This window comes from Pseudomonas sp. lyk4-TYG-107 (assembly GCF_030209055.1).
Taxonomy (GTDB): domain Bacteria; phylum Pseudomonadota; class Gammaproteobacteria; order Pseudomonadales; family Pseudomonadaceae; genus Aquipseudomonas; species Aquipseudomonas putida_A.
The window spans coordinates 137,436-155,107 of the sequence record NZ_JARVST010000002.1; the positions used below are offsets into that span (position 1 = coordinate 137,436).

17 protein-coding genes are annotated in these 17,672 nt (G+C 59.9%); 12 read left to right on the forward strand and 5 right to left on the reverse strand.

Annotated features, from left to right (window positions below; genetic code table 11):
• The first annotated feature begins 79 nt into the window (after positions 1–79).
• From glnA to ntrC, 5 genes are all read left to right on the forward strand, one after another.
• Positions 80–1,486 (forward strand): glutamate--ammonia ligase, encoded by a 1,407-nt coding sequence (gene glnA, locus QRN61_RS02325; protein WP_003220788.1) that lies wholly within the window; start codon positions 80–82, stop codon positions 1,484–1,486.
• A 286-nt stretch (positions 1,487–1,772) separates the two neighbouring features.
• On the forward strand, positions 1,773–2,285 hold the full coding sequence (locus QRN61_RS02330; protein WP_096796685.1) for a DUF4124 domain-containing protein: 513 nt from the start codon (positions 1,773–1,775) through the stop codon (positions 2,283–2,285).
• The gene (locus QRN61_RS02335) at positions 2,282–2,899 is read left to right on the forward strand and encodes a DUF4124 domain-containing protein (protein WP_285373122.1); all 618 of its coding nucleotides are present in this window, start codon (positions 2,282–2,284) and stop codon (positions 2,897–2,899) included. Before QRN61_RS02330 ends, QRN61_RS02335 begins: the two co-directional genes overlap by 4 nt.
• 231 nt (positions 2,900–3,130) lie before the next feature.
• A complete protein-coding gene (gene glnL, locus QRN61_RS02340) occupies positions 3,131–4,216 on the forward strand; it encodes a nitrogen regulation protein NR(II) (RefSeq protein WP_007961730.1) in 1,086 nt (361 codons plus the stop codon).
• Positions 4,213–5,649, forward strand: coding sequence for a nitrogen regulation protein NR(I) (ntrC, locus tag QRN61_RS02345; protein ID WP_007961729.1), 1,437 nt, complete (start codon positions 4,213–4,215; stop codon positions 5,647–5,649). Before glnL ends, ntrC begins: the two co-directional genes overlap by 4 nt.
• A gap of 519 nt (positions 5,650–6,168) precedes the next feature.
• Here the strand turns inward: ntrC and QRN61_RS02350 are convergent.
• Positions 6,169–6,609 carry a hypothetical protein gene (locus tag QRN61_RS02350; RefSeq protein WP_285373123.1) on the reverse strand — a complete coding sequence of 147 codons (441 nt, stop codon included), beginning with the start codon at positions 6,607–6,609 and terminating at the stop codon, positions 6,169–6,171.
• Between QRN61_RS02350 and QRN61_RS02355 the strand changes: the two genes are divergently transcribed.
• Positions 6,608–7,063 (forward strand): tRNA (cytidine(34)-2'-O)-methyltransferase, encoded by a 456-nt coding sequence (locus QRN61_RS02355; RefSeq protein ID WP_003220777.1) that lies wholly within the window; start codon positions 6,608–6,610, stop codon positions 7,061–7,063. The two genes, QRN61_RS02350 and QRN61_RS02355, sit on opposite strands and share 2 nt — an antisense overlap.
• A gap of 130 nt (positions 7,064–7,193) precedes the next feature.
• On the opposite strand, the gene secB is transcribed toward QRN61_RS02355, so the two are convergent.
• The 3 genes from secB to QRN61_RS02370 are packed head-to-tail and all read right to left on the reverse strand — an operon-like array spanning position 7,194 to position 8,406.
• Positions 7,194–7,679 carry a protein-export chaperone SecB gene (gene secB / locus QRN61_RS02360; protein ID WP_027611264.1) on the reverse strand — a complete coding sequence of 162 codons (486 nt, stop codon included), beginning with the start codon at positions 7,677–7,679 and terminating at the stop codon, positions 7,194–7,196.
• Positions 7,680–7,736: 57 nt separating this feature from the next.
• On the reverse strand, positions 7,737–7,991 hold the full coding sequence (grxC, locus tag QRN61_RS02365; RefSeq protein WP_003220774.1) for a glutaredoxin 3: 255 nt from the start codon (positions 7,989–7,991) through the stop codon (positions 7,737–7,739).
• A gap of 1 nt (position 7,992) precedes the next feature.
• On the reverse strand, positions 7,993–8,406 hold the full coding sequence (locus QRN61_RS02370) for a rhodanese-like domain-containing protein (RefSeq protein WP_007961724.1): 414 nt from the start codon (positions 8,404–8,406) through the stop codon (positions 7,993–7,995).
• A 154-nt stretch (positions 8,407–8,560) separates the two neighbouring features.
• On the opposite strand from QRN61_RS02370, the gene gpmI reads away from it, so the two are divergent.
• The 6 genes from gpmI (at position 8,561) to QRN61_RS02400 (ending at position 16,877) form a co-directional block, all read left to right on the forward strand.
• Positions 8,561–10,087, forward strand: a complete 1,527-nt coding sequence (gpmI, locus tag QRN61_RS02375; protein ID WP_202370820.1) for a 2,3-bisphosphoglycerate-independent phosphoglycerate mutase — start codon at positions 8,561–8,563, stop codon at positions 10,085–10,087.
• 252 nt (positions 10,088–10,339) lie between these two features.
• Positions 10,340–11,626: a murein hydrolase activator EnvC family protein gene (locus QRN61_RS02380; RefSeq protein ID WP_225137135.1), complete on the forward strand. Its 1,287-nt coding sequence runs from the start codon at positions 10,340–10,342 to the stop codon at positions 11,624–11,626.
• Between the two features lie 31 nt (positions 11,627–11,657).
• A complete protein-coding gene (locus QRN61_RS02385) occupies positions 11,658–12,977 on the forward strand; it encodes a S41 family peptidase (protein ID WP_027611261.1) in 1,320 nt (439 codons plus the stop codon).
• A 2-nt stretch (positions 12,978–12,979) separates the two neighbouring features.
• Positions 12,980–13,756, forward strand: a complete 777-nt coding sequence (locus QRN61_RS02390) for a divergent polysaccharide deacetylase family protein (protein WP_285373124.1) — start codon at positions 12,980–12,982, stop codon at positions 13,754–13,756.
• A 130-nt stretch (positions 13,757–13,886) separates the two neighbouring features.
• Positions 13,887–15,365, forward strand: coding sequence for a S1 family peptidase (locus QRN61_RS02395; protein ID WP_285373125.1), 1,479 nt, complete (start codon positions 13,887–13,889; stop codon positions 15,363–15,365).
• Positions 15,366–15,572: 207 nt separating this feature from the next.
• On the forward strand, positions 15,573–16,877 hold the full coding sequence (locus QRN61_RS02400) for a Vps62-related protein (protein WP_285373126.1): 1,305 nt from the start codon (positions 15,573–15,575) through the stop codon (positions 16,875–16,877).
• Here QRN61_RS02400 and QRN61_RS02405 read toward each other — a convergent pair.
• Positions 16,858–17,613, reverse strand: a complete 756-nt coding sequence (locus QRN61_RS02405; RefSeq protein ID WP_098966748.1) for a substrate-binding periplasmic protein — start codon at positions 17,611–17,613, stop codon at positions 16,858–16,860. The two genes, QRN61_RS02400 and QRN61_RS02405, sit on opposite strands and share 20 nt — an antisense overlap.
• Positions 17,614–17,672: the final 59 nt, after the last annotated feature.

Here is a 17,672-nt window from a genome sequence, read left to right on the forward strand (position 1 = left end):
GCCTTGGCAGAGTATCTGCGCCGGCATCACCCCTATTAAGGGCATCCACTACCAAGCCCTAAGCCACCCGGAGGACACTATGTCGAAGTCGGTTCAACTCATCAAAGATCATGACGTCAAGTGGATTGATCTGCGCTTCACGGACACCAAAGGCACTCAGCACCACGTGACCATGCCGGCTCGCGATGCGCTGGAAGACGACTTCTTCGAAGTCGGCAAGATGTTCGACGGTTCCTCCATCGCTGGCTGGAAAGGCATCGAAGCCTCCGACATGATCCTGCTGCCGGACGACGATACTGCCGTTCTCGACCCGTTCACCGAAGACGCAACCCTGATCCTGGTTTGCGACATCATCGAACCGTCGACCATGCAAGGTTACGATCGCGACCCGCGCGCCATCGCCCACCGTGCCGAGGAATACCTGAAGACCACCGGTATCGGTGACACCGTCTTCGCTGGCCCAGAACCAGAATTCTTCATCTTCGACGAAGTGAAGTTCAAGTCGGACATCTCCGGCTCGATGTTCAAGATCTACTCCGAACAAGGCTCGTGGATGTCCGACCAGGACATCGAAGGCGGCAACAAAGGCCACCGTCCTGGCATCAAAGGCGGCTATTTCCCGGTTCCGCCGTTCGACCACGACCACGAAATCCGTACTGCCATGTGCAACGCACTGGAAGAGATGGGCCAGACCGTTGAAGTTCACCACCACGAAGTGGCGACTGCCGGTCAGAACGAAATCGGTGTCAAGTTCAACACCCTGGTGAAGAAAGCTGACGAAGTTCAGACTCTGAAATACGTTGTCCACAACGTTGCCGACGCATACGGCCGCACCGCGACCTTCATGCCGAAGCCACTGTACGGCGACAACGGCTCGGGCATGCACGTGCACATGTCCATCGCCAAAGACGGCAAGAACACCTTCGCAGGTGAAGGCTATGCCGGCCTGTCCGAAACTGCCCTGTACTTCATCGGCGGTATCATCAAGCACGGTAAGGCCCTGAACGGCTTCACCAACCCGGCTACCAACTCCTACAAGCGTCTGGTGCCAGGTTTCGAAGCGCCGGTGATGCTGGCCTACTCGGCTCGCAACCGTTCCGCCTCGATCCGTATTCCTTACGTCAACAGCCCACGCGGCCGTCGTATCGAAGCACGCTTCCCGGATCCGGCTGCCAACCCGTACCTGGCTTTCGCAGCACTGCTGATGGCCGGTCTGGACGGTATCCAGAACAAGATCCACCCAGGCGATGCCGCTGACAAAAACCTGTACGACCTGCCCCCTGAAGAGGCGAAAGAGATCCCACAAGTTTGCGGCAGCCTGAAAGAAGCCCTGGAAGAGCTGGACAAGGGCCGTGCGTTCCTGACCAAGGGCGGCGTGTTCTCCGACGACTTCATCGACGCTTACATCGCGCTGAAATCCGAAGAAGAAATCAAGGTCCGCACCTTCGTACACCCACTGGAATATGAGCTGTACTACAGCTGCTGATCCGGTAGCGCCGCGCTACGCGGCGTGACAAAAAGAGGCCTCCTTCGGGAGGCCTTTTTTATTGCCCACGATTTATGAAACTACGCAAAACCCCTGTGGGAGCGGGCTTGCTCGCGAAGGCGGTGGGTCATTGACAGGGATGGCGACTGATACGCCGCCTTCGCGAGCAAGCCCACTCCCACAGGGATTTTTGGCGTCTGAATGATCTCCGGATATGTCCTGGGTTGGGCCAACCGCCGCACCTGGCCTATGCTGCACCCCATCGCTTTCTTTCCCGGTCGATTTCATGGGTCGCACCTTTCTCTACATCCTGCTGCTGATCGCCCTGCCCGCCGCCGCGCAGATCTACAAGTACACCGATGCCAATGGCAACACGGTTTACAGCGATCACTCGCCGGACGGTGTTCAGGCGCAGCCGGTCGAGTTGCCGCCACTCAACCGCGTCGAGCCACAGGCACCGAGCGCGCCAGCGCCTTCAAGCACCGACACACGCCCCGCGGCACGCAGTGCCTACGAGGTGTTGGAGCTGACCGGCCTGCCCAGCGAAGAAGCGCTGCGCGCCAACAACGGCACCTTCACTGTCAATGTGCTGATCAAGCCGCGCCTGCAGGCGCCGCACCAGTTAAGGCTGGTGCTGGACGACACACCTTATGGCCAGCCGAGCAACGTGCCGATCCTGCAATTGGTGAATGTCGATCGCGGCGAGCATCGTCTCGCGGTGCAGGTGATCGACGGCGAAGCGATCATCCAGCAGAGCCCGGCGGTGGTGTTCACCGTACAGCGGGTGCACAAGCCGTGAGAAATTTCTGGCTGATCCTGTGCCTGTTCGCCCTGCCCGTTTCGGCAGAGGTCTTCACCTATGTCGACGCGCAGGGCAATCGCGTCTACACCGACCAGCCGCGCGGCAACGCCAAGCGCGTGCCTATCGCCACCAGCAATCGCATGTCGGCCAACCCCACGGCTGCAGCACCGATCAGCGCTGTAAAAAAGGTCGCGGAACAACCACCGTTTCACTACGACATGCTGCGCATCCTGATCCCCGAGCCGGATGCGACCCTTCGCAGCAGCGCGGGCGAGGTGATCGTCAGCGTCACCAGCGAACCCGGTTTACAGCACGGCCATCGCTATCGCCTGCTGCTGGACGGCCAGGCCACTGGCGAGCCGGGACTGAGTCCGGTATTCCCGCTGAGCAACATCGACCGCGGCAGTCACAACCTGTCGGTGGAAATCCTTGATGAGCAGGGTCGCACCGTCGAGCGTACCGCCAACCAGCCGTTCCACATGCTGCGCATCTCGCTGGCGCAGAAACGCCAGGTCAAACCCTGCGTCAGCGAGGACTACGGCGTGCGCCCGGAATGTCCGCTGAAAGACAAACCCGCCGAAGAAAAAAATCCCTTCCTGCGCTTCTTCTAACGCCATTCAGCTTTACGCACTATATTGGTGCAATAGGCTGCACCGTACCCAGATTCCAACCCATTTTGGTTCGAAACTTCCCGTTCGAGCTGGCACCCTGCCACTCAAACGAGCGTCAAACGCCTGTTTCACGGGTTGAACGCTTCTTTTCGGAGCCTTGGTTTGGTTTTTGCATTTTCCGTTTAACGACGCCTGCTTCTTGCGCACGCTCCGCCCCCAAAAGAGGCTCCGATGACTATTAGCGACGCAATCCACCGTTTGCTGCTCGACAACCTGACCACCGCCACCATCCTGCTCGACGCCGAACTGCGCCTCGAATACATGAACCCGGCGGCCGAGATGCTGCTGGCCATCAGCGGTCAGCGCAGCCATGGGCAGTTCATCAGCGAGTTGTTCACCGAGTCCACCGAGGCGCTCAACTCGCTGCGTCAGGCGGTCGAACAGGCGCACCCTTTCACCAAGCGCGAAGCGATGCTCACCGCCCTCACCGGCCAGACTCTGACCGTGGACTACGCAGTGACGCCGATCCTCAGCAACGGCGCGACCATGCTTCTGCTTGAGGTGCACCCGCGTGATCGCCTGCTGCGGATCACCAAGGAAGAGGCGCAACTGTCCAAGCAGGAAACCAGCAAAATGCTGGTGCGCGGCCTCGCCCACGAGATCAAGAACCCGCTCGGCGGCATCCGGGGCGCCGCGCAGTTGCTGGCCCGCGAGTTGCCGGAAGACAGCCTGCGCGACTACACCAACGTGATCATTGAAGAGGCCGACCGCCTGCGCAATCTGGTCGACCGCATGCTCGGCTCGAACAAGCTGCCGTCGCTGGCGCTGTGCAACGTCCACGAAGTGCTGGAGCGCGTCTGCCAACTGGTCGAAGCGGAAAGCCAGGGTTGCATCACCTTGGTGCGCGACTACGACCCGAGCATTCCCGACGTATTGATCGACCGCGAACAAATGATTCAGGCCGTACTGAACATCGTGCGCAACGCGATGCAGGCGATCAGCAGCCAGAACGAGCTGCGTCTGGGCCGCATCAGCCTGCGCACCCGGACCATGCGCCAGTTCACCATCGGCCACGTCCGCCATCGCCTGGTGACCAAGATCGAGATCATCGACAACGGCCCGGGGATCCCTGCAGAACTTCAGGAAACCATCTTCTTTCCCATGGTCAGCGGCCGCCCGGACGGTACCGGGCTGGGCCTGGCCATCACCCAGAACATCATCAGCCAGCACCAGGGCCTGATCGAGTGTGACAGCCACCCCGGCCACACCACGTTCTCGATCTTTCTGCCACTGGAACAAGGAGCCACATCGACATGAGCCGTAGTGAAACCGTGTGGATCGTCGATGACGACCGTTCTATCCGTTGGGTTCTGGAAAAGGCCTTGCAGCAGGAAGGCATGACCACGCAGAGCTTCGACAGCGCCGACGGCGTGATGAGTCGTCTGGCCCGTCAGCAGCCTGATGTGATCATTTCCGACATCCGCATGCCGGGCGCCAGTGGCCTCGACCTGCTGGCACGTATCCGCGAACAGCACCCACGGCTGCCAGTGATCATCATGACCGCGCACTCCGACCTCGACAGCGCAGTGGCCTCCTATCAGGGCGGTGCTTTCGAATACTTGCCGAAGCCATTCGACGTTGACGAGGCGGTATCGCTGGTCAAGCGCGCCAATCAGCATGCGCAAGAGCAGCAAGGCCTGGAAGTGGTGCCGGCGCTGACCCGCACCCCGGAAATCATCGGCGAAGCGCCGGCGATGCAGGAGGTGTTTCGCGCCATCGGCCGCTTGAGCCACTCCAACATCACCGTGCTGATCAACGGCGAATCCGGTACCGGTAAAGAACTGGTGGCCCACGCCCTGCACCGCCACAGCCCGCGCGCGGCCTCGCCGTTCATCGCGCTGAACATGGCGGCGATCCCCAAGGACCTGATGGAATCCGAGCTGTTCGGCCACGAAAAAGGCGCATTCACCGGCGCGGCCAACCTGCGTCGCGGGCGCTTTGAACAGGCGGACGGCGGCACGCTGTTCCTCGACGAAATCGGCGACATGCCAGCCGATACCCAGACCCGTTTGCTGCGGGTGCTGGCGGACGGTGAGTTCTATCGCGTCGGCGGCCATGTGCCGGTCAAGGTCGACGTGCGGATCATTGCCGCGACTCACCAGAATCTGGAAACCCTGGTGCATGCCGGGAAATTCCGTGAGGACTTGTTCCACCGCCTCAACGTGATCCGCATCCACATCCCGCGTCTGTCGGACCGTCGCGAAGACATCCCGACCCTGGCCAAGCACTTCCTCAGCCGCGCCGCACAAGAACTGGCGGTGGAGCCGAAGCTGCTCAAGAGCGAGACCGAGGAATACCTGAAGAACCTGCCATGGCCGGGCAACGTGCGGCAGCTGGAGAACACCTGCCGCTGGATCACCGTGATGGCCTCCGGGCGCGAAGTGCACATCAGTGACCTGCCACCGGAATTGCTGAGCCTGCCGCAGGACTCGGCGCCAGTGACCAACTGGGAGCAGGCGCTGCGCCAGTGGGCCGATCAAGCGTTGGCCCGTGGCCAGTCGAGCCTGCTCGACAGCGCGGTGCCGGCGTTCGAGCGGATCATGATCGAGACCGCACTGAAGCACACGGCCGGTCGCCGGCGTGATGCGGCGGTATTGCTCGGCTGGGGGCGTAATACCCTGACGCGCAAGATCAAGGAATTGGGGATGAAAGTGGACGGTGGGGATGATGATGAGGGGGATGAGGGCTGATCAACCACGCCCTCTGTGAGAGTGGGCTTGCTCACGAAAGCGCTGTTCATGAAACGTATCAGTGACTGACGCGACGCCTTCGCGAGCAAGCCCGCTCCCACAGTGGCCCCACCGTGCACCAACCTAATGCACTTTGACCCGTGATCGGGCATCGCAGCCGGTGCAAAAACCATCCAGGCAAGACTGAAAAAACCGAACAGTAAAAACTCGAAAGCCCCGATTTGCGGGGCTTTCGCGCATCTGAATCTTTTTTCTGTTTCGAAATACTAAAACTGGCACGCCGCCTGCAATAACCCTCACAGGTGATTCGATTCACCACCCGTTTCGGGGACCTTGGTACAGGCAGGCCGGGGATTCCCCTCTTTACACCGGGTTCAAACCGCAACGCGGCGAACCCACCCTTTTGGGATCCTTGGTACAGGCAGGCCGGGGGTTCCCTCTTTACACCGGACCGACGCTCTCAGCGAAGTCCACCCCGTTTTGGGAACCCTGGTACAGGCAGGCCGGGGATTCCCGCTTTTATTGCTCCCGGAGATGGATCTCCAGCCGCCAGCGGTCATCGACCTTGCTCCCGGCCCACTCCCCTTGCAGCGGCCGCGCCGCCAGCACCGTCAGCAACAACCCACCGTCACTCACGCGCGTTCGCCAGTTCACGTCCTTGCCGTTGAGCTTGAGCTGACCCTTTTGCGCCTTGCCCTCTGCCTGAAACAACAGGGCCATCGTGCCATCGATGATTTCACCGTGCAGCTTCGGTTCGTTGCTGAACCACACCACCAGACCGTCAGCGCTCACCTCGACCTGCTGCAGCACGCTGGGGTCCGGCGTGGTCAGGCGACCGATCATCAAGCCGACCATCACGCCGACAATCGCCAGCGAACCGATCACCCGCGGGAATAGTTTCGAACGCGGGTCGGCTTGCGGCGTAGAATGCGCGTCATCTTTACCTTCGGAGCCGTGCATGTTTCACGTCATCCTTTTTCAACCAGAAATTCCGCCGAACACCGGCAACGTTATCAGGCTGTGCGCCAACAGCGGCTGCCACCTGCATTTGATCGAACCGCTGGGTTTCGAGATGGACGACAAGCGCTTGCGCCGGGCCGGTCTCGACTACCACGAATATGCCACGTTGCAGCGCCACGCCGACCTCGCCAGTTGTCTGGAAAGCCTCGGCAACCCACGGCTGTTCGCGTTCACCACCAAGGGCTCGCGGCCGTTTCACGACGCCGCGTTCGTCCCGGGCGATGCGTTCATCTTCGGCCCGGAAAGCCGTGGCCTGCCGCCGGAAGTGCTCGACGCCCTGCCCGCCGAACAGCGCCTGCGCCTGCCGATGCGTGAAGGCTGTCGCAGCCTGAACCTGTCCAACACCGTGGCGGTGGCCGTGTACGAAGCGTGGCGGCAGAACGACTTCAAATAACACCGAATAACAAATGTGGGAGCGGGCTTGCTCGCGAAGGCGTCGGATCAGATGACATTGATGTCGCCTGACACTGCGCTTTCGCGAGCAAGCCCGCTCCCACATTGGACTTGCGTCGTCGCTCAGATACTTACTGAACGGTCGGCGTCTCGCCAGCTTCCTGCATGCGCTGCAGCTCTTGCGCGTACAGGGCGTCGAAGTTCACCGGCGCCAGCATCAGGGCCGGGAACGAACCGCGGGTCACCAGGCTGTCCAGGGTTTCGCGAGCATACGGGAACAGGATGTTCGGGCAGAACGCACCCAGAGTATGGCTCATCGAAGCCGCGTCGAGGTTCTTGATCAGGAAGATACCGGCCTGTTGCACTTCAGCGATGAAAGCCACTTCGTCGCCGTTTTTCACGGTCACGGACAGGGTCAGTACCACTTCGTAGAAATCACCTTCCAGTTCTTTCTGACGGGTGTTCAGGTCCAGGCCGACGGTCGGGTCCCACTGCTGGCGGAAGATCGCCGGGCTTTTCGGGGCTTCGAAGGACAGATCGCGTACGTAGATGCGCTGCAAGGAGAATTGCGGTGCGGTTTCTTCTTCGCTGGCTGCAGTGTTCTGTTGGTCAGTCATCTCAGATCCTTTCTGATCTTGGGTCTTTTAGGGATTGCTGTACGTGGGTGCAGCCGTTCAGGCCTTGAGCAGCGCGTCGAGCTTGCCCGCGCGCTCCAGGGCATACAAATCATCACAACCGCCGATGTGCTTTTCGCCGATCCAGATCTGCGGCACGGACGTGCGTCCGGCCTTCTGGCTCATGGCAGCACGAATCTGCGGCTTGCCATCGACCTTGATCTCTTCGAAGGCCACACCTTTGTTCGCGAGCAATTGCTTGGCTCGCATGCAGTAAGGGCAGTAATCGCTGGAGTAGACGATGACTTCGCTCATATCACTTCACCAGCGGCAGGTTGTCGCCTTTCCAGCTGGAGATCCCACCGGACAGCTTGGCGGCAGTGAAGCCGGACTTCATCAGCTCGCGAGCGTGGGTGCCAGCGGTCTGGCCCAGGGCGTCGACCAGAATGATGGTCTTGGCCTTGTGCTTTTCCAGCTCGCCGGTACGTGCAGCCAGCTTGTCTTGAGGAATGTTGATCGCGCCAACGATATGACCGGCGGCGTAATCTTTCGCCGGACGGATGTCCACCACCACGCCTGCGTCCTTGTTGACCAGTGCGGTCAGTTCGCCGGTGCTCAGGCTTTTACCGCCGCCCTGCATCGTGTGCGCCAGCAGCAGAGCCAGCAGTACGACGAAGATACCGACAAGAATGTAGTGGTTAGTGGCAAATTCAATCAGGTGAGCAACCATCGAAGGAGGTTCCAGGGCGTTAAAATGTCGGCCAGTATACACAGCCACTATGGTGGGCCAAACCCCGTCCGGCGGTGACGTGGTCGGAACTAAGCATTAAACTCGCCACTCCCTTTTCCATCGCCCTCTTCTTTATTAGCCACGAGTGGATTCCATGACTACCACGCCTAAACCTTTGGTCCTGATGATTCTCGACGGCTTCGGTCACAGTGACAGCCACGAATCCAATGCCGTGTATGCGGCGAAGAAGCCTGTGCTCGATCGTCTGTGGGCCACGGTGCCGAACGGCCTGATCTCGGGCAGCGGCATGGACGTTGGTCTGCCGGACGGCCAGATGGGCAACTCCGAAGTCGGCCACATGAACCTCGGCGCCGGGCGCGTGGTGTATCAGGACTTCACGCGCGTGACCAAAGCGATCCGCGACGGTGAGTTCTTCGACAACCCGACCATCTGCGCTGCCGTGGATAAAGCCGTGGCCGCCGGCAAAGCCGTGCATTTCATGGGTCTGCTGTCCGATGGCGGCGTGCACAGCCACCAGGATCACCTGATCGCCATGGCCGAACTGGCCTTCAAGCGCGGCGCCGAGAAAATCTACCTGCACGCCTTCCTCGACGGTCGCGACACGCCGCCGAAAAGCGCCGCTTCGTCGATCGAACTGCTCGACGCGACCTTCCAGGCGCTCGGCAAGGGCCGCATCGCCAGCCTCATCGGTCGCTACTTCGCGATGGACCGTGACAACCGTTGGGACCGCGTATCTCAGGCCTACAACCTGATCGTTGACGGCAACGCCGAATTCAACGCCGCCACCGCTCAGGAAGGCCTCGACGCCGCCTACGCCCGTGGCGAGAGCGACGAATTCGTCAAAGCCACCACCATCGGCGAGCCGGTCAAGGTCGAAGACGGCGACGCCGTGGTGTTCATGAACTTCCGCGCCGATCGTGCCCGCGAGCTGAGCCGAGTATTTGTCGAAGACGATTTCAAGGAATTCGAGCGCGCGCGCCAGCCAAAAGTGCAGTACGTGGGCTTGACCCAATACGCCGCCAGCATTCCAGCCCCTGCAGCCTTTGCTCCGGGCAGCCTGGAAAACGTGCTTGGCGACTACCTGGCAAAAAACGGCAAGACTCAGCTGCGCATCGCCGAAACCGAAAAATACGCGCACGTGACCTTCTTCTTCTCCGGCGGCCGTGAAGAACCGTTCCCGGGTGAAGAGCGCATCCTCATCCCGTCGCCGAAAGTCGCCACCTACGACCTGCAACCGGAAATGAGCGCACCGGAAGTCACCGACCGCATCGTCGATGCGATCGAACACCAGCGTTACGACGTGATCGTGGTCAACTACGCCAACGGCGACATGGTCGGCCACAGCGGCGTGTTCGACGCTGCGGTAAAAGCCGTGGAATGCCTGGACACCTGCGTCGGCCGTATCGTCGAAGCTCTGGAAAAGGTGGGTGGCGAAGCGCTGATCACCGCTGACCATGGCAACGTCGAAAAAATGGCCGATGAAGAAACCCACCAGGCGCACACCGCGCACACCACCGAGCCGGTGCCGTTCATTTATGTCGGCAAGCGTGACCTCAAGGTCCGTGAAGGCGGCGTATTAGCGGACGTCGCGCCGACCATGCTGATGCTGCTGGGCCTGGAAAAACCGGCGGAGATGACTGGCACCTCGATTCTGGTTTAATTCGCCAGATCAAACACCGCCAAACCCTGTGGGAGCTGGCTTGCCAGCGATAGCAATCTGACAGCCAACAGCTATGTTGAATGTGCAGACGCCATCGCTGGCAAGCCAGCTCCCACAGTGGTTTATGGGGTTTTCGAAATGGAAATGGGCCTCTGCGCCGCTCCAGTTATCACACAAGCCCAATTGGGCGTTTTTTTTGCAGCCTCGGGCGGGCATACTAGGCCGTCCATTACCCTGGTGCCGCCCGCCTCTATGCTCCGCGTCCTGATCGCCCTCGCTCTGACCTGCCTGCTCCAACCGGCCTTCGCTGACGAGCGCGCGCAAACCCAACAGCAGCTGGATGCCACGCGTCAGGACATTGCCGAGCTGAAAAAGCTGCTGGGCAAGCTGCAGGAAGAAAAATCCGGTGTGCAGAAAGAGCTCAAGGGCACTGAAACCGAGATGGGCAAGCTCGAGAAGCAGGTCGATGCCCTGCAGAAAGAGCTGAAGAAAAGCGAATCCGAGCTGCAGCGGCTCGATGCGGAGAAAAAAAAACTCCAGAGCGCGCGCACTGAACAGCAGCGACTGATCGCCATCCAGGCCCGCGCGGCCTACCAGAATGGCCGTCAGGAATACCTCAAGCTGCTGCTCAACCAGCAGAATCCCGAGAAATTCGCCCGCACCCTCACCTATTACGATTACCTGAGCCAGGCCCGCCTGGAGCAGTTGAAGAACTTCAACGAAACCCTGCGCCAACTGGCCAATGTCGAAAAAGACATCGCCATGCAGCAGGCGCAATTGCTGGTACAGAAAAGCAGCCTCGACACCCAGCGCGACGAACTGGAAAAGGTCCGCAAGGAACGCCAGCAAGTCCTCGCCAAGCTCAACGATGACGTAAAGGCCCGCGACCAGAAACTGGCCGCCCGCGAGCAGGATCAGGCAGACCTGTCTAAAGTCCTTAAAACCATTGAAGAAACCCTGGCCCGTCAGGCCCGTGAGGCAGAAGAAGCGCGGCAGAAAGCGCTGATCGCCCAGCAGGAAGCGGAAAAAAAGCGTTTGCGTGAGGCGCAGGCTGAAAACAGCGACGCCCCACGAAAACCCGTCAAATCAACCCCCGGCGCGCTGGTGTCCAGCAGCGGTGAGACCTTCGGTGGCCCTTTTGCTGCAACCCGGGGAAAACTTCCGTGGCCGGTTGATGGTCGATTGCTGGCACGCTTCGGCGAAAGCCGTGGCGACGATGCCCGTACCAAGTGGGATGGCGTGATGATCAGCGCCGCCGCCGGCAGCCAAGTGCATGCCGTGCATGGCGGGCGCGTGGTGTTCGCCGACTGGTTGCGTGGCGCCGGGCTGCTGGTGATCCTTGATCACGGCAATGGCTATCTGAGTCTTTACGGTCACAACCAGACACTGCTCAAGTCGGCCGGTGACGTGGTAAAAGCCGGTGAGTCGATCTCCACTGTGGGTAACAGTGGCGGTCAGGACACACCAGCGCTGTATTTCGCAATTCGTCAGCAGGGTCACCCGAGTGATCCGGCGCAATGGTGTCACGCGCAAGGATAAGCGCGTCGCCTAATTCAGGAGTTCGTTCGACATGCTGCATTTGTCCCGCCTTACCTCGCTGGCCCTGACGATCGCTCTGGTGATCGGCGCGCCTCTGGCGTTCGCCGCTCAACCGGCCCCGGCCGTCGCTCCGGCAGGCACTGCCGCGACCGCCAAGGCCCCGTTGCCGCTGGAAGAGTTGCGCACCTTTGCCGAGGTCATGGACCGGATCAAGGCGGCGTATGTCGAGCCGGTGGATGACAAGACTCTGCTGGAAAACGCGATCAAGGGCATGCTCAGCAACCTCGATCCGCACTCCGCGTATCTCGGCCCTGAAGACTTCACCGAACTGCAGGAAAGCACCAGCGGCGAATTCGGCGGCCTGGGCATCGAAGTCGGCTCCGAAGACGGTTTCATCAAGGTCGTCTCGCCGATCGACGACACCCCGGCGTCGAAGGCCGGCATTCAGGCCGGTGACTTCATCGTCAAGATCAACGGTGCGCCGACTCGCGGCCAGACCATGACCGAAGCCGTGGACAAGATGCGCGGCAAGATCGGCCAGAAGATCACCCTGACCCTGGTCCGTGACGGTGGCACGCCGTTCGACGTGACCCTGGCGCGCGCCGTGATTCAGGTGAAGAGCGTCAAGGCACAGCTGCTGGAGTCGGGCTACGGCTACATCCGCATCACCCAGTTCCAGGTCAAGACTGGCGAAGAGGTTTCCAAGGCCCTGGCCAAGCTGCGCAAGGACAACGGCAAAAAGCTCAACGGCATCATCCTCGACCTGCGCAACAACCCGGGCGGCGTGTTGCAGGCGGCAGTGGAAGTGGTCGACCACTTCATCAAGAAAGGCCTGATCGTCTACACCAAAGGCCGGATCGCCAACTCCGAGCTGCGCTTCTCCGCCACCGGCAAAGACGAAAGCGAAGCGGTGCCGATGGTCGTGCTGATCAACGGTGGCAGCGCCTCGGCTTCGGAAATCGTCGCCGGCGCCCTGCAGGATCAGAAACGCGCGGTAGTCATGGGCACCACCAGTTTCGGCAAAGGCTCGGTGCAAACCGTGCTGCCGCTGAACAACGACCGCGCGCTGAAGATCACCACGGCACTGTACTTCACGCCGAACGGCCGCTCGATCCAGGCCCAGGGCATCGTCCCGGACATCGAAGTGCGCAAGGCCAAGATCACCAACGAAGCGGACGGCGATTACTTCAAGGAAGCCGACCTGCAAGGCCACCTGGGCAACGGCAACGGCGGCGCGGACAAGCCGACCGGTTCCGGCACCAAGGCCAAGGCCATGCCGCAGGATGACGATTACCAGTTGGCCCAGGCCCTGAGCCTGCTTAAGGGCTTGAGCATCACGTCCGGCCGTTGAGGATGTCTTTGCGTTTGCTCTTCGTCCTGCTGTGCTGTCTGGCGGGTGCTGCTCACGCAGAACCCGCCAGGACGCCACCGCCAAAAGCCTACCTGACGCTGATCATCGACGACCTGGGGCAGAGCCTGCCCCGGGATCGCCGTGTGCTGGCCCTGCCCGGCCCGGTGACCACGGCGATCATGCCCGACACCCCGCACGCCACCGAATTCGCCCGCGAAGCCCATCGCGCCGGCAAGATCGTGATCCTGCACATGCCGATGGATCCGGCCACCGGTCCGTACGCCTGGCACCCCGAACTGCCGCTCGAAGAGCTGCAAAAGCGCCTCGACGCCGCGTTCAAAATGGTCCCTTACACCGCGGGCATCAACAACCACATGGGCAGTCGCATGACCGCCCAGCCGGTGGCGATGGCGTGGCTGATGGGCGAGTTGCAGCGTCGGCACAAGTTCTTCGTCGACAGCCGCACCAGTGCGCAAACCGTGGCGGCGCGGCAAGCACAGAAGATCGATCTGGCGAGTGTTTCGCGCGATGTGTTTCTCGATGACGAACGCACCGAAGCCGCCATTTTCAACCAGCTGCAGACGGCGATCAGCCTGGCGCGCAAGCAGGGTTCGGCGGTGATGATCGGCCACCCTTACCCGCAGACGCTGGCGGTGCTGGAACGTGAATTGCCGAAGCTCAAGGCGCAAGGCATCGAGTGGATCGATATCAAGCAGATGATCAGCGTGCGGAGTAACAAAGCGACAGCTGCACACGGGAAAAATGGAATTTATCGTTAAGCTATAAACTTATTAAATTCTCATAAGCCTCTACGACCAAAATAAGCAGCAATAACTTATAGAACCGACTCAAACCTAACTGTCTTATTCTGCGCCAGTCTTGCACCCATATATTAGCCAAGGACTGGCCATGAACTTTAAATATATCCACCCAAGCTTTTTATTACTGACTGCCTTCTCACTTCCTGCCTGTTCCAGCCCTGTCGATTACGGCAAGGGCGCTGAAAACTTCTCACCGTCGCAACACCTGACTAACAAAGATGGCGAAAATAACCACTGGATGGGAATCGGCGAGTACAAAAGCCGCGAGCACGGTTCCTGCACCGCCTTCCTGATCGACACTAACAGCTCTAGACCGTCCGATTCCGCCTATGCACTGACCAGCGCCCACTGCGTGGGCAAGGAAAACGGGGTCATGCGAACAGATGACCCTATCGAAGCCAGCATTACCTTCAACAACTTCATCGATACGACTGCTGCCTCCAGGACCGTTTCTCTGCAGAAAGTAGCCTGGAGCAGTATTCAGGGTGTCGACCTGGCTCTGTTGGAGCTTGGAGTGTCACAGGGCGAACTTCTGGCTCAGGGCATCACGCCCATGAAACTGGCCCGGCAGGCGCCGGCAGAAGATAGCGACATTCTGATTGTGCACAAACCCGTTGGCTCTCCATTACAAATGTCCGCCTGCACCCACATGCCCTCCCCGGCGATTTTCGAAAAGCCCTGGGTTTGGCGGCATACCGTCAGCAACCAATGCAAAGATATTGCTTCCGGAAGCTCGGGGAGTCCGGTCATCGTTCGAGCGACCAACGAGGTCTATGGCGTCCTCGGGACCTTGGCTCACCATCTGACGCCGCTGCCTGGATACGGTCAGATGCCGAGCGGCAGTTACGGCAGTCCCACCTCGGTTTTCAACAACTGCTTTTTCGATGGCAAACTCAATACGGATCCGCAGGTGTGCGAATTATTTCCGGCAGCCTCTATCAGACTGCCTGCCCAACTGCCAACGCATGCAAAGATCAGCGTAAGCGCTCAGGGCAACTACGTTTATCCAGAATGGAACTTCGAAATAACCGCCAGCACCCGGTTTATCCGGACTAAACGGACGGCTGACCCGGTCGACTGCGAAGTTCCGCAAGGCTACAGCCAGCCAATCACCACCGGCACTGCGCCGACTCGATTAAATGTTCCGATGGGACCTGAAACCGGGCCTAGCAACCTTTGCATCATCGCCACAAACAGTACTGAGGACATATTACCCGCAGGCACTTATCGCAATGCCGTCACTGTTCCCACTTATCTGGTTGATGCGGGCCCGACGCCTGTTCCGACCATAGAGACTTCGTTTAACAAAGAGATAAACAGGGCACTGATTCTGTGGCCGGAACGCAAGAACGAGGGTCTTGATCGATACGAGGTAAAAGGCGGCCTTGCTGAAAAAGTCAGTTGCGAAGACCCGCAGGGTTATAGGCATGTGACCTCCAATTGGCTACGCCCGCAAAGCAACTTCCCCCTCAAACTCTGCGTTTACGCTGTCGACCCCAACAATCAGCGCTCAGAATTGAAGGAATACATCCTGGAATGGGAAGCGCTCGAAAACAGCGCCCCCTGAGCTGATCAGTGACGTCGGCCTTGTGCTTCTGCATCAATAGGCAAAACAGGAGCGCAAGGCTGCCCATGGCAAGGAACGGTTTTTTTGGAAATAACTGGTCACGACGTCATACATAGTTACCGCCAGAGACCGGTTGCGATTACCGATAGTGAGACCTGCAACGGGTCGCGACTCCCTTGAGTCGCCGTTCAACTATGAGGAGTGACCATGACCATTCATGACCAGGCCGCAGCGCCATCCAGGCAAATCGAGCCGATCCGACACGACAATCTGCTGATCCATTTCACCACGGAATTTCACCGGATCTGGGACAGCACCGGCTCACGGGCTAAACCCGCGGCCTTCTGGCGCCCGACTCCGGCGCCGGATGTATTGCCGGGCTATTTCCCGCTCGGCGACGTGTTCGTCGCCGGGCACGACAACATTAACGGCAGCACCGTGGTAGCTGTGGTTTGTGAAGCCGATGCACCCAGTGCAGATCCGGCCAGGGGCCCGGCATTAAGGCGCCCGGACGATTTCGAGCTGATCTGGAAAGATTCCGGCTCAGGCTCGAAGAAAGACGGGGCCGTATGGCGACCGATCGCCCCGCAAGGCTATGTGGCCATGGGCGCGGTCTGCTCCAATGATCACGAAAAACCTTCACTCAACGCGGTTCGCTGTGTACGCGCCGATCTGGTGATCGCCTCGGACGTTGGCGAACTGATCTGGAATGACAAGGGCAGCGGTGCCAGACAGAGTTTCAGCGCCTGGAGCGTCACGCCGACGAATGCGCCGCCGGGAGAGATTCATTTCGCACCAGGCACCTTTGTTGGGGCAAGCAGTTTCAACCGGCCAGAGAGCAATGTCGGTGCCTATTCACTACGGATGCAGATCGCGCCACTGATCCAGTCATCGCCACAGCTGCCGATGCTCTTGGCAGCGGATGCCCCCGAAACCAAGGGAGCGGCCACCCTCGCCCAAGTCATCGAGCTGCCATGGTTCGTGGTTAAGGATGACTTGTCGCCAATTGATCAATTACGCACCACGCCTTTTTATCGCCTGGAAAGAACCGACCAGTACTATTTGGTTGGGAGCGGACACAACACAGGCGAGGAGGCACGGGCTTTCAAGTGGACTGCGCAGCGGCTGCAGAATCCGAAGACGCTGCGTCTGTTCACTCAACTTACCGCGATCAGTTTTGTGAGTCCGTGGGCAACGAAGGCAGACGCTCATCCGTCACTCCCATTTTCGGCAAGACTGGACAGCCAGTTCACTCACAGCGAGACGTCAACCAGTGGTTGGCAGACTCCATTTGCTACCTATGTGATCGCCATGGCCGGCAAAGGCAAATTCGTCGCGGTGTATCAGCTGGAGAGTTTCTACGAGCTGCGTCGTGCTGACGGCTCGCAAGCGGGGATCAATCTGGCTTACACCCAGAACGATAACCTGAGTCTGCTGCAGTATCCGCCGCAAGAATGCACCCACCAGGCAACAGACAAGTCGTTGCCGACGGCTACAGATAGCGCCCCATGATCTCGTCGACAACCCCGTCCTTGCGCATCTGATCCAGCGCCGCCTGCAGCCTGGCGACCGTTGCGTCCGACACATCCTTGTTCAGCGCCAGATATAACTCGGCGCTGTTGAAGCGCAACACGGTCTTGAGTCCAGTGACCCCGTCCTGCCGCGCCAGATAACGCCCGGCAGGATCACCCGTGGCCCACAGGTCGATCTGGCCATTGACCAGTTTTTTCGCATTGTCCTGATCGCGCAGAACGACAGTAGGCTTCAAGCCCTGCTTGGCCAGCGTCTCGGCAATCGCGTCGCCCTTGTAGGCGCCGATCTTGTATTTGCGCGCATCGTTGAGGGTGTCGAGGGTGATCTTGCTGTCGGCCCTGGCCAACATGATCCAGTCGTCCGGACCGATCGGGCCGACCCATTTGAACAGGTTTTCGCGATCCGGCAGGCGGGCCATCACGAAGGCGCCATAACCGGGGTTTTCCAGCGCCAGTTTGTAGACGCGCTCCCATGGGAAGCGCAGGGTCAGGCTGTAGGTGAGCCCGGCGCGCTTGAACATTTCGCGGACGATGTCGGCGGCAATGCCGTTGATGTTCTCGCCCTTGGCGAAATTCTTGCCGTCTTTCGCCATGTTGTAGGGCGGAAAGTTTTCGGTGAGGAGCACCAGATCGGTGTCGGGACTGTTTTCGGCCCGCGCCGTGTTGAGCAGCAACACAGAGGCACTGGCGAGAACAAGAAGCAGGCGTTTGATCATGTCGGGCTACCGGAATCCATGGCGTGCCCAAGAGTGCCTTGGGTACGCCATGCTGTCCA